This window comes from Vibrio sinensis (genome assembly GCF_003605645.1).
In the GTDB taxonomy this organism is placed as follows: domain Bacteria; phylum Pseudomonadota; class Gammaproteobacteria; order Enterobacterales; family Vibrionaceae; genus Vibrio; species Vibrio sinensis.
Map to the genome: position 1 here is coordinate 41389 of NZ_QVMU01000006.1, position 13385 is coordinate 54773.

Here is a 13385-nt window from a genome sequence, read left to right on the forward strand (position 1 = left end):
CACTTTATTATTGATCATTTTCACGTATTTGAACGCGGAACTGAGTCCCATTCGGATTGACCGAGACTTCAGATACGGCAACGCTTTCTTTACCACGTATAATCAATTGTCGCCAAGGTGCTAACTTGGTATTGACCTCTAAACCTTGGTTATCATACCAATAGAAACGATATAAAATGTTCTGGTCACCGCTATATTGGCTATTAAGACGAACAACACCACGGGTGTGTCCATCAACTTGAACTGTTGTAATATCCGCAATCTCAAGGCGGCTACCCAAAACGTTATCGCCAAACAATACTGTTTGTGACTCACCATCAATGCGCAAGCCTGCGGTATTCTTTGCACAACCCATCAGTAACAGCGCCATCGTCGCCGCTATCAACCATTTTTTCATTACAATGTCCCTAACTGTTTATGCCAAATCGTCGCATGACTACCTTGGCGAGATAACCAAACCAATGCGGTTTGCCCTTCTTTCACACTAAATGTGTAAGACTGTCCATCCAGAACAACCTGTTGTTTACCCGCTGCTACCAATTGGCTTGCACTATAGATGGAGGCTGGTAACGTCTGCCAACTACGCGTATCGGGTTGCTCAGTTAATGTATTCCATACATTAAAAATCAAATTCCCAACATCATCACCATTAGTTGCTTCGCGACGCAATTGTTCCTTAGCAACAACACGTAATGCTTGGCGTAAAATTAATGATGGCATTTTCTCAGACAGATCATTTTTTGCCATCAAGTTCACATCCGCTAATAACGAACTTTGAACCTTAGCCCCATTTATTTGCAATGGCATCGGATACGGTGTCACATTCGTGGGATAGTATGGTAGAGCAATAGAATACCAAGCACTTCCCCCACGGCTGTCAAATATTGGCAAAGTTTGTTTCCAACCTTGACGAGCCTGAACAATCCCCTGCTCTTCTATAAAAATAACGCGACTTTGTCCCTTAGGAATGGGTTTCCCTTTCCCGTAGCGCTTTTCTAGCTGAACGAGGTCTTGATTCATGCCGAGGTTTCTCGCCACCCGTCGCGCACCATCGAATACGGCGATATTGTCTGGAGCAACAGCTAAAGCGCGTCGGTAGTCAACATAAGCGTCATTAAGATTGCCATCCGCTTCATAGAGCAACGCGGATAAATAAAGAAGATATCCATTTTGAACCGCTTGGAGAGTTTTACCCGCATCAGGGTAATTGGCCAAAATACTGCCTAAGTTTGGACTCAAGCCCTGTGACTTCATTTGCTCTTGGGCTGCTTCAAGCTCTTTTTCTCGAACTTTACGCGCATTTTCTTGAACCTGATTCGCACGACGCATTTCAACTAATGCACCCTCTATACTGTTTTTTTGAAGATAGTTCAACCCGAGGTATAAATGGAGAAAACCAAGTTCGTAATCAGATGGCTGGTAAATATCTAAGTTATCATTGGTCGCCAATGAACCGATACTACTCGCGGTATTAGAGAGGGATATAATGGCTTTATCTTGTTCAATGCGAACGGCTTTATCACTCAGTTCGAACGACGATTTACTTTGAGGATACTGCTCGTCTAAATAGAAGACCCGTCCACGTTCAAAATTATCGAGAATATCACCAGCAATTTGTTCTGGGAGTTCTTCCACCGCTTGTTGATAATTGCCTACCTTGACGGATTGATAAACTGATTCATTTTGCGCAGAGTAGTGACTAAAGAGATTTCCTGCAGACAGATTGGCGCAACCGGTCAATAAAAGACCGCTGCATAATATGCAGATGAGTCGAATACTAATACTCAATTCGTACTCCCTGTTTTGAAGAAAGCACGGCCTAGCTGCCATGCTTTATCATTGATATTTAGAATGATATGGGGCTAGTTAACCTAAAAGCATAGGACCAAGAGGACGACCGCCGACTAAGTGCATATGCACATGATAAACTTCCTGACCACCATGCGCGTTACAGTTCACAATCAAACGGTAACCATCTGCATCAATACCATCTTCTTGAGCAAGTTTCTTCGCAACAGTGAACATACGGCCCATTGTCAATTCATCATCCGCTTCAATGTCATTCACCGTTGGGATTAATTTATTTGGCACGATCAATATATGGCTAGATGCGCGAGGGTTAATATCACGAAACGCCGTAACAAGATCATCTTGATAAACTACATCCGCTGGTATCTCTTTACGAATAATTTTACTGAATATTGTTTCTTCAGCCATTGAAGTACTCCATTTAAGACAGTTAAGCTTTGTTTGTGTATGAGTATGCGATAAGCCTTACAAAAGCTCAATAAAAACAGTGTTCATTACTCTTTTACCCTTGCTTCAAACGTAAACTCATCGATGGCGAGAAGTTAAATGATAACCCATTGTCAAATCAAGATAGATTGTGATTCAGGTCACCCCCATGACAGAGCAATGTCAATAATCTCCCAAGCGAAAGATTATTTTATACTCGCCCTTGTTTTTTATATACCCTGTCATCATATGGTTATCTAGGCTTGCATGCTTTTATTCTTTCAATTTCAGCAAGCCAAACATGAGGATAAAATATGGCAGTTCATGTTGGCATTATTGACCAAGACCCAATTCGCTTAGTCACGCCCCTGCTCGACAACCGCACTATCAGCAATCACATTGTATTCATCGGGATTAAAAGTCAGGAAGAGATGTACTCTCGGCTCAACAGCGTTCTAGCCCAGCGAGATATCACTTCTGAGTTTTTTGAAATTCCTAATGTGGCAAATACCTCCAAAATCAAACAAGCATTGAACGTTCTAGCCGCTGACTTAAAAGCGCGAGGGGAAGAAGTAAAACTCAATGCAAGCTGTGGATTACGTCATCGCCTTCTCTCTGTTTATGAAGTATTTCGCACATTTCGCTGGCCGATTTTCGTTATAGAGCCAAACACTGACCGATTATGCTGGCTCTACCCAGATGGAAAAGAAGACACCCAATTACAAGACCGCATCACCATTTCTGATTATCTCACCATTTTCGGTGCTCGAGGTGAGTTCAATGAGCACGACCTCCCTCCTCAGCTCGATAAACAACTATACGAATTAGGTGAACGTTGGGCTGGTAACGCATTAGAATTGGGCCCAGGCCTAGCCACACTTAACTACCTAGCAACAACTTGTCGCAAAGAACAACGCCTTGATGTTGAACTTTCAGAAAAACAGCAGGGTTATCGCGAACTCAACATGCTCTTAACGGATTTGGTTGAAGCCAATATCGCGACTTATGAAAACGGCATTCTGACTTTCATGAATGAAGATGCCCGCCGCTTTTCAAATGGTGAATGGCTTGAAACTCTCGTCCACAGCACTGTTCGCCAAATCCAGCAAGACATGCATACCATTCAAGATAGTTCTCTCAATGTTCAAGTCTATCGCCAACTAGGTGAGCGCGAAGTACGTAATGAGTTAGATGTCGCGTCTGTCGTAAATAACAAACTCCATATCATTGAATGCAAAACCAAAGGTATGCGAGATGATGGCGACGATACTTTATACAAACTTGAATCTTTGCGCGATTTACTGGGTGGTCTCCAAGCACGTGCAATGCTGGTGAGTTTCCGTCCTTTAAGATACAACGATATTACTAGGGCAGAAGATTTAGGCTTGGCACTGATTGGCCCTGACGAGCTAAAAGATCTGAAACGACATCTGTCAGAATGGTTTGAAGAAGCTGGTGGTCAAGAAGATTGTGACAACTGCTAATCGTAATCAAACATTTAGATAGTTACTGAATTTAAAAGGCCTCGATTTTATCGAGGCCTTTTTGTACAACTAACTTTGTAACACAAGCATATATTCAATTAACTGCTTATGCTAACGTTAATAAGTGAGATCTTATTAATGATCATCTTCAGTGAAATTAGTCGGTAGCGTGGTTTTCATTTCATTCCAAATCTGTCCACTCGCCAAACCGTAATTTCGAACCACAATTAGAATTTGGTCACGATCACCAGTTTCACATATTCTCAACAAATCACGATAAAATGTCAGTGCCAACTGACGTGATTCGGTATTTGAAAAGTAGTAACTGCCTACTCGATCATAAAGTTTTTTCAAACCATTAAAGATCAGACCATAAATTTGATTCCCTGAATGAAATGCTAGGCGTTGAAATAACATGTAATCATAAAAATTAAATGTTTTAGCAATTAAAATTTCTTCACGCTTGGCTAAATCTTTTTCACCATCATCTTTAATATGTTGCTTAATTTTGTCTGCGTATGGAGACGATGCCATAAACGCATTCCAAGACTCGGCCGCTAACAACGCTTCACAAGATTCAATAACGTTAGTAATGGTTCGTTCTGCATTTTCTTTATTCGCTTTAAATGCATAACGCATAAATATTGGGCTGATATTTGTACGTGCTGCAAGCAAATCTTCTACGATAGAGGTCGCATTATCAGCATCTAGTGTCATCAACGTATCTAAAATATGCAAACCAGATGTTTCCATAAACTGATTAACTTTAGTCGGTTTGCCGTGTTGAATCGTTAACCAACCATCACGAGCTAAGCGTTGAAGCACTTCTCGTAACGTCGTACGTGTGACACCAATTAATTCAGACAATTCGCGTTCTGCGGGAAGAATAGAACCAGGAGGAAAACGTCCTTTCCAAATGCTTTCAATAATGTATTTTTCTGCAAAACCAGCTGGGCTCTTTGCCTTAATGACCATTAATTTCGTGTCCAATATTGTTGTTATACGGGCGTATAAACTCATCATACCACTAGTTTATACGTATCGGAAACAAGCCATCGGTAAACTTATGGTAAAACCCTTGTAGAGTATTTGCACTAATTCTGTTTAAAAACTAACAAGGGGAAAACAGGACGACTAATACGTTTTTTTACTATTTTAAAGTGTTTCACTCTGCTCTCCGAGCCTATTTCCATTGATATCGTCTAAAAACAAACCATCACAAAACCATCAAACATCTTATTAATATTTACTGCAATGTCTTCACAAATCATTCTAATTTAGATGTTTCATTAGAACACGCTATTCCAAGGCTTTTTTTAAAACTCGAATAAATTATTTACTCTACCCAGATCGCGTTTTTAGACAAAAAATCACCGACTAAATTGCCAATAGTTACTTAAATATTGACTAAAACGATTCGAAGAGTAGAGTGACGACCGAAGTAAAGAAGAGCTTGTCTTTCTCAAGGAACGACTTGGCAAGACCACATTTATGTTATCGATGTTGTTTTTTCTAAGTCACTGTCGGAACGGCTAGTTTTTGTTCGTCCGTTTTATGGATACAAGTACGCGCAGTGTCTATTCACAACAACAATTAAGAGTATTAATATCATGCCGATGTCACTCGGAAACGCATTTATTAAGAACTTTCTTGGTAAAGCGCCTGATTGGTACAAAGTTGCCATTTTCTCATTTCTCATTATTAACCCAATTGTATTTTTCTTCATCGACCCTTTCGTCGCTGGATGGTTATTAGTTGCTGAATTCATCTTCACTTTAGCAATGGCCTTAAAATGCTACCCTCTTCAACCTGGTGGTTTACTGGCAATCGAAGCTGTTGCTATCGGTATGACAAGTGCCGAACAAGTAAAACATGAACTCGTTGCCAATATTGAAGTTCTTCTATTATTGGTATTCATGGTTGCTGGTATTTATTTCATGAAGCAGCTTCTGCTGTTTATATTTACTAAGCTATTACTGGGTATCCGTTCAAAAGTATTGCTTTCAATGGCTTTCTGTTTTGCGGCGGCTTTCCTTTCTGCGTTCCTCGATGCACTGACAGTTATTGCTGTAGTTATCAGCGTAGCAGTCGGTTTCTACTCGATTTACCACAAAGTCGCTTCTGGCAACTTAATCGGTGATCACGACCATACACAAGATGAAACCATCACAGAACTAACTCGTGATGATCTTGAAAACTACCGTGCGTTCCTACGTTCTCTATTAATGCATGCGGGTGTAGGTACGGCTCTTGGTGGTGTAATGACCATGGTTGGCGAACCACAAAACCTCATCATTGCAGATCAAGCTGATTGGCTATTCGCTGAATTCTTAATCCGCATGGCGCCAGTAACTATCCCAGTATTTTTCTGCGGTATGCTAACTTGTGCTTTAGTTGAGAAGTTCAAAGTCTTCGGTTACGGTGCTGAACTTCCTGATAGCGTGCGTCAAATCCTAGTTGATTTCGATAACGAAGAACGTAAGACTCGTACAAATCAAGATGTTGCGAAACTTTGGATTCAAGGTGCTATCGCGGTATGGTTGATTGTTGGCCTTGCTCTGCACGTTGCAGCAGTTGGTCTGATCGGTCTATCTGTCATTATCTTGGCTACAGCATTTACCGGTGTTATTGAAGAGCACTCTATGGGTAAAGCGTTTGAAGAAGCTCTACCCTTTACTGCACTACTAGCAGTATTCTTCGCGATTGTAGCGGTAATTATCGACCAAGAGCTATTTAAGCCTGTAATCGATGCAGTACTTGCGGTTGAAGATAAAGGTGCTCAGTTAGCATTGTTCTACGTCGCAAATGGTTTACTTTCAATGGTATCAGACAACGTATTCGTTGGTACTGTATACATCAATGAAGTAAAAGCGGCACTGATTGACGGCCAAATTTCTCGCGATCAGTTCGACTTACTTGCAGTAGCAATCAACACAGGTACTAACCTACCATCAGTAGCAACACCAAATGGTCAAGCAGCGTTCCTATTCCTATTGACGTCTGCACTTGCACCATTAATTCGTCTATCTTATGGTCGAATGGTTATCATGGCATTGCCATATACTATCGTGTTGGCACTTGTTGGTCTTGCTGGCATCGTATTCTTCCTAGAGCCTGCAACTGCATGGTTCTATGACGCTGGTTGGATCTCTCAACATGCGAGTGCTGTAACTCAAGCGGTATCAGGCGGTCACTAAATTTCCCTTGATTAGGGAACCGTTCCACGTTAAAAAGCTCTGAGTATTCAGAGCTTTTTTATTTCTGCAAAGGACAATACCCGTGAATTTTCTTTCGACACTCAAGTCGTTTTCTCAAGGAAGACTATCTTGGTTGCTTCTTCTTATCTTTATTGTATTTTTTGAAGCATGCGCACTTTTCTTCCAACATGTCATGAATTTGGCTCCATGCGTCATGTGTATTTATGAACGTGTCGCAATGCTTGGCATTGGTGCTGCAGCTCTATTTGGCCTTATTGCGCCAAGCAATGGTGTAATTCGCTGGGTAGGCTTACTCGCTTGGGCGGCAAGTGCATATAAAGGCCTTATGTTGGCGTTACAACATGTGGATTATCAATTTAACCCGTCACCATTTGCGACTTGCGACCTTTTTGTCACGTTTCCTGACTGGGCTCCGCTCAATAAATGGGTACCATGGATGTTCGATGCCTACGGTGATTGTGCAAAAGTCGTATGGCAGTTTTTAACGCTTTCAATGCCACAGTGGCTAGTGATTATTTTTGCTGCAAACCTTATCGCTGTTGCTATCATTGTTATCGCTCAATTTGCAAAAATATCAACGAATCCATATCGCTGATTTCATCATTATCGCTAAACGGTTTCATTACTTATTAAACCCATTCGATAATAGTTATATTTTCCGCATTAAAAAGGCTTGCCCAATAGGCAAGCCTTTTATTATATCTAGCGGATAACTTAAATTTTTAATTCATATCCCGACTTGGTGCTGGTGCAAGGACTTCCCGATTTCCGTTATGTCCAGGAGCGCTCACAATGCCCTGAGCTTCGAGTTGCTCAACAATACGCGCTGCACGGTTATAACCTATCTTAAAGCGGCGTTGCACGCCTGACACAGAGCCTCGACGAGACTGCACTACATGTTCTACCACTTGATCGAACAATGGGTCAGTATCTTCATCGGCTTCCATAGACTCACCCGGTAATAAACTTTCAGGTCCTTGGTCACCGCTGATGATCTCTTCAATATAATTCGGCTTGCCACGAGCTTTCCAGTTATTCACAACTGCATGAACGTCGTCATCAGAAGCGAATGCACCGTGTACACGAATGGTATGACTTGAACCTGATGGTAAGTAAAGCATGTCACCCATACCTAACAAGGATTCTGCACCACCTTGATCTAGGATGGTTCGTGAATCGGTTTTAGTTGAAACCGTAAACGCTACACGAGTTGGAATATTAGCCTTAATAAGACCGGTGATTACATCCACTGATGGACGTTGTGTTGCCAAGATTAAGTGAATACCTGCTGCTCGGGCTTTTTGCGCCAAACGAGCAATCAACTCTTCAACTTTCTTGCCTACCACCATCATCAAATCAGCAAACTCATCCACGACAACGACAATCGCTGGTAATTTCTCGAGTAGTGGCGCTTCAGGATCCATGCTATCACCTGGTTTCCACAACGGGTCGTGGATTGGGTGACCAGCATCCGCTGCCATCTTGAGCTTTTCGTTATACCCTTTTAAGTTACGCACACCGATAGCCGACATCAGTTTGTATCGGCGCTCCATCTCACCCACACACCAGCGAAGAGCATTAGAAGCATCTTTCATATCAGTCACTACTTCTGACAGCAGATGTGGGATCCCCTCGTAGATGGAAAGTTCCAACATTTTTGGGTCAATCATAATAAAGCGCAGATCTTCTGGGCCTGCTTTATAAAGCATACTCAGAATCATCACGTTGACACCAACTGACTTACCCGAACCTGTCGTACCCGCAACAAGAACATGAGGCATTTTCGCGATATCAGCAATCACGGCTTCACCCGCGATATCTTGCCCTAGAACGACTGTTGTCGGTGATTTCGCATCAATAAAGGTTTGGCTACCGACTACATCAGAGAAATACACGGTCTGACGGCTCATATTCGGCAATTCAAGGCCAACATATGGTTTACCTGGTATAACTTCAACAACGCGAACTGCCAATGCCGACAGTGAGCGAGCCAAGTCCATCGATAATCCAGAAATTCGACTCACCTTAACACCCGGAGCAAGATCGAGTTCAAAACGTGTAATTACCGGCCCTGGGAAAATATCCACCACTTGAGCTTGGATTTTGTAGTCGGCCAATTTCGATTCAACTAAACGTGCAATCGCTTCTAGCGCATCACGATCAATAAAGTTTTCACGCTTTTCCGGATGATAGAGCAACTCTAAGGTTGGTAGAGGCTCCGTCGGCTTCGGTAAGTTAATATCATGCTGAACAAGGAATGGATTTTGCTGAGCGACCACTTTCGCTTGTGCATCTGCGACCAACGATTGGAATGCATCTACATCTTGATCGACGGTTTGCTGGTTTTCTTCGATAGGCAGCGTTTGGGCCAATGGTTCAATAATTGGCTGAGCACCTAATTCTCCACCGTGACCTTCAAAAGATGCCACTTCCTCAAATTGCACAGTTTGCTCATTCTGTTCTGTTTGCACTACTGCATCATCATCCACAACATCAAAACTCGATATTGTCGGCTCTCGACGTTGATCCGTCGCCATAACATCCGCTGATATTTGTGCTAATCCTTGAGGTTCGACATGAGGTTCTACCGCGACAGTATCGTGAGTAGAATACGCATCGGCTGCCACGTGATGCTCAGTAGTTACATGTGGTTCTGTTTCCGTTGTAGTATATTGCTCTGTTAAAACAATTTCTTGACCATCTTCAACGGTTTGATTCCAAGGTAATGAGGCTTCATCCACTAAGCTTTCTTGTTGTGTTTGCACATATTCTTCAAGCGCAAACGCATCGGCATCTCTTTGATATTCTTGTGCTAAGTCATCTTGGTCCATCGCAGCAGCTTCAAGCTCAGCAATAGTGGCACCAAGCTGGTGTGCGCGCTCAGGAGAATGAGTTTGAACAGGTAGCTCTGTAACAAGCTGTGTTTCTTGCTGTAGATCCGGTGTTGTAGATTGTTCTGAAACTGTCGCTTGAACAATAGATTCAGCAGCAAAATGAGAAGTGGTCTGTCCCACCTCAAGAGTTGACTCACTAATAAAAGGTGCGGCTGCACTATTTTGAGAACTATTCGTTGCTGAGGCTGCTGGGACGTGAATATGATAGCGACGCTGATTGGTTGAGTCAGGGATTTGTTTAGCCATAGATTCTAGGTCTGTTTCATTCTCAACAGATGCTATCTCGCTAGAAGCAAAAAGTGGCTCCATTGCCAATTCTTCAACCTGATCACCATCATCTAACCGTGCTGATAATGTTTCATCTCGCTCTCCGCGAATTTTATTCACTATCGCTGTGACGAGTGCAATTGCGCTATCGCCAAGGCTATCAACGATATTTAGCCACGAAACACCTGTCAATAGAGTAAATCCAGCACCCCATAAAAAGAGCAACACCAATGTCGTGCCTAATATATTTAATGTTGGTAACGCTAAACTAGTCAGCACATCACCAATGACACCACCTGATGAGAAATACCAGATGTCATCGAAGTTAGTATCCGCTAGACCACAACTGGTGAGAATTAAAACGGTTAAACCGAGTAAGCGAGTTCCCCACAACATAAGGTCAATGGGATCGTCTTCATTACGCTTGCGCAACAACACCCAACCTACGCCAGTTAAAATAAAAGGAATTGTGTAGGCAAGGGAGCCAAATGAGAAGAACAGCGTATCGGCCATCCATGCGCCAACAATCCCCATAGAATTATCGATCTCCCCTCCCCAAGCCGTTTGCGACCAAGATGGGTCTGCTGGGCTGAAAGTAAATAAAGCAATCGACAACACGATAGAGGCCAATGCGATGACAATGAAACTGCATTCTTTAAGACGTGCGGGACCGGTCAAACGTGAAGACTGAGATTCTTCTCCAGTTTTGATTATTGTTTCAACTTTATTATGGTTCTCTTTGAACATAACCAACTTATCTAACTTATGAAAAAATAGTCCGAGCGACACCGGTCGCTCGGACTATTGATTTAACCATATAGTGGTGAAAAACCCAATTGCCTAAAGTCAGAATAACGAAAGAGATTCCGACTTTAGAGGTTGCTACAAAATATTGCTTAGCGAGTTTTAATCACCAACTGATTCGTCTGTTTCACTTCTTCCATTACTACGTAAGTACGAGTGTCATTTACTCCAGGAAGACGCAGTAGTGTATCACCCAACAATTTACGGTAAGCACTCATGTCAGATACACGGGTTTTTAACAGATAGTCAAAATCACCTGACACTAAATGACACTCTTGGATGTCATCTAGCTTCTGAACAGCAGTATTAAACTGTTCAAATACATCTGGCGCACCACGATTCAACGTGATTTCAACAAATACCAATAACGACGCATCTAGGTATTGTGGGTTTAACAGTGCGGTATAGCCAGTGATGTAACCTTGACGCTCTAAGCGACGCACACGCTCTAAACAGGGTGTAGGTGATAAACCTACACGCTTTGATAGCTCTACATTCGAGATACGCCCATCTTTCTGTAGTTCATTAAGAATGTTGCGGTCAATACGGTCTAAATCCTTGGACGGCTTCTTATTGTTGTCTGCCATTTTTTATTCCACCTTATTACTTCCTTGCAAAAATATATGTTACAACTTTTTAATATTCAGTATCAAATTTTAAACAATTATCACTATAATAGAGATTAATTCGACAATAACACCCTATAAATAGCAAATACAACCAAAATTGGATAAGGAGTCAGGATGATCATTGGAGTACCTAAAGAAATCAAGAACCACGAGTATCGAGTGGGTATGATCCCAGCAAGCGTTCGCGAGCTGGTATCTCAAGGTCACCAAGTTTTTGTTGAAACCAGCGCTGGTGCTGGCATCGGTTTTTCAGACGATGATTACATCGCTGTAGGTGCATCCATTCTTCCTACTGCTACAGACGTTTTCTCTACAGCTGAAATGATCGTAAAGGTAAAAGAACCTCAAGCTGTTGAGCGCGCTATGCTCACCGAAGGGCAAATATTATTTACTTATTTGCACCTAGCACCAGATTTTCCACAAACTGATGAGCTAATCAAGAGCAAAGCTGTCTGTATAGCATATGAGACTGTAACAGATAATATGGGTCGCTTGCCACTACTTGCACCAATGTCTGAAGTCGCTGGACGCATGTCGATCCAAGCTGGCGCACAAACTTTAGAAAAATCTCATGGTGGCCGTGGTTTATTACTTGGTGGAGTACCGGGGGTTGAACCAGCGAAAGTTGTTGTTGTAGGTGGCGGTGTGGTTGGCGCCAACGCTGCTCGCATGGCTGTTGGCATGCGTGCTGATGTAACGATTCTAGATAGAAATATTGATACGCTTCGCAAATTAGACGAGGAGTTCCAAGGACGAGCAAAAGTGGTCTATTCAACTGAAGATGCCATTGAAAAACACGTACTTGAAGCAGATCTTGTTATTGGTGCTGTTCTAATTCCAGGTGCAGCAGCTCCTAAATTGGTTACGCGGGAGCATATATCCAAAATGAAACCCGGTGCCGCTGTTGTCGATGTTGCCATTGATCAAGGCGGTTGTTTCGAAACTTCTCACGCAACCACGCATGCCGATCCAACTTATGTTGTTGATAATGTCGTGCACTATTGTGTTGCCAACATGCCAGGTGCAGTAGCACGAACGTCTACATTTGCTCTCAATAACGCGACATTACCTTACATCGTGAAATTAGCGAACAAAGGTTACCGTAAAGCACTACTTGAAGATAAAGGTTTCTTGGAAGGCTTGAACGTCATCCACGGTAAAGTGACATGTAAAGAAGTCGCAGAGTCTTTTAATCTAGAGTACGTTGACCCTATCAAAGCAATTGAAATGTTTAACTAAAGCGGTACAACTACGTAAAGACAACGTTTCTTTACGATTTTCCACCTCTTATTAAAAAGCGCTCTCTGAGCGCTTTTTTTATCTATCCATAACTCATCCATCATCCACTCTAGCGACACATCTTTGCTTTAGGTGGATGACATCTTCAAATTAACCTTCTAAAACCAACGTTCAAGAGAGGTTTTATCTAATTGGCGAAACGCTCGGTTTAGAATCACGGCCAATTCCTTGTAACGAGGTCGAGACTTTAACGGCTCAAGTGCAAATCCGCTTTCTGTTATTTTTTGATGAATTTCACGATACCAACCTGCAAGACCCGGTGGTAGTTGCTTATTGGCACGGTTACCTAACCACCACATTCCCTGTAGCGGCAAACTGATGGCAAACAGCGCGACCACGACAGATTGAGGCAACGCTTGGTAATTATTAAATGTCATTTGGGTTAGAACACTGATGGCTGCAATCGCAGGCATCGCTTTTATACCAAATCGAGTTGCCTTAATAATGCGCTGTTCTGGAAAAAGCAGATTAAGCTCTTTGCGCATCGGCCACGTATTCATGTACTTCTGACCGTCTCTAAGGCTATGGGCTAAACTTACTTTATTGCTCATTCTA

The 13385-nt window shown here is 42.4% G+C and carries 11 protein-coding genes; 4 read left to right on the forward strand and 7 right to left on the reverse strand.

Going from position 1 to position 13385, the window contains the following annotated elements; translation table 11 throughout:
• Positions 1 to 7: 7 nt before the first annotated feature.
• Genes DZ860_RS08785 through hinT form a run of 3 tightly spaced genes read right to left on the reverse strand, consistent with a single transcriptional unit; the run spans position 8 to position 2217 of the window.
• Positions 8 to 397 (reverse strand): YcfL family putative periplasmic lipoprotein, encoded by a 390-nt coding sequence (locus DZ860_RS08785; RefSeq protein WP_120030566.1) that lies wholly within the window; start codon positions 395 to 397, stop codon positions 8 to 10.
• Entirely contained in the window at positions 397 to 1830 is a 1434-nt protein-coding gene (locus DZ860_RS08790; RefSeq protein WP_439333114.1) for a COG3014 family protein, read from the reverse strand. The genes DZ860_RS08785 and DZ860_RS08790 overlap by 1 nt, the downstream gene beginning before the upstream one ends.
• A gap of 36 nt (positions 1831 to 1866) precedes the next feature.
• Entirely contained in the window at positions 1867 to 2217 is a 351-nt protein-coding gene (gene hinT / locus DZ860_RS08795) for a purine nucleoside phosphoramidase (RefSeq protein WP_120030568.1), read from the reverse strand.
• A gap of 332 nt (positions 2218 to 2549) precedes the next feature.
• On the opposite strand from hinT, the gene DZ860_RS08800 reads away from it, so the two are divergent.
• Positions 2550 to 3719 (forward strand): DUF1887 family protein, encoded by a 1170-nt coding sequence (locus DZ860_RS08800; RefSeq protein ID WP_120030569.1) that lies wholly within the window; start codon positions 2550 to 2552, stop codon positions 3717 to 3719.
• 135 nt (positions 3720 to 3854) lie between these two features.
• Here the strand turns inward: DZ860_RS08800 and fadR are convergent, their stop codons facing one another.
• Entirely contained in the window at positions 3855 to 4694 is an 840-nt protein-coding gene (gene fadR, locus DZ860_RS08805; protein ID WP_120030570.1) for a fatty acid metabolism transcriptional regulator FadR, read from the reverse strand.
• Between the two features lie 635 nt (positions 4695 to 5329).
• Between fadR and nhaB the strand changes: the two genes are divergently transcribed.
• Entirely contained in the window at positions 5330 to 6916 is a 1587-nt protein-coding gene (gene nhaB / locus DZ860_RS08810) for a Na(+)/H(+) antiporter NhaB (protein ID WP_120030571.1), read from the forward strand.
• A gap of 82 nt (positions 6917 to 6998) precedes the next feature.
• On the forward strand, positions 6999 to 7532 hold the full coding sequence (gene dsbB, locus DZ860_RS08815) for a disulfide bond formation protein DsbB (protein WP_120030572.1): 534 nt from the start codon (positions 6999 to 7001) through the stop codon (positions 7530 to 7532).
• 127 nt (positions 7533 to 7659) lie between these two features.
• On the opposite strand, the gene DZ860_RS08820 is transcribed toward dsbB, so the two are convergent.
• On the reverse strand, positions 7660 to 10845 hold the full coding sequence (locus tag DZ860_RS08820) for a DNA translocase FtsK 4TM domain-containing protein (RefSeq protein WP_120030573.1): 3186 nt from the start codon (positions 10843 to 10845) through the stop codon (positions 7660 to 7662).
• Between the two features lie 149 nt (positions 10846 to 10994).
• Entirely contained in the window at positions 10995 to 11489 is a 495-nt protein-coding gene (lrp, locus tag DZ860_RS08825; protein WP_004414493.1) for a leucine-responsive transcriptional regulator Lrp, read from the reverse strand.
• A gap of 156 nt (positions 11490 to 11645) precedes the next feature.
• Between lrp and ald the strand changes: the two genes are divergently transcribed.
• Positions 11646 to 12770 carry an alanine dehydrogenase gene (ald, locus tag DZ860_RS08830; protein WP_120030574.1) on the forward strand — a complete coding sequence of 375 codons (1125 nt, stop codon included), beginning with the start codon at positions 11646 to 11648 and terminating at the stop codon, positions 12768 to 12770.
• A gap of 158 nt (positions 12771 to 12928) precedes the next feature.
• On the opposite strand, the gene yfbV is transcribed toward ald, so the two are convergent.
• Positions 12929 to 13381 (reverse strand): terminus macrodomain insulation protein YfbV, encoded by a 453-nt coding sequence (yfbV, locus tag DZ860_RS08835; RefSeq protein WP_120030575.1) that lies wholly within the window; start codon positions 13379 to 13381, stop codon positions 12929 to 12931.
• Positions 13382 to 13385 lie beyond the last annotated feature (4 nt).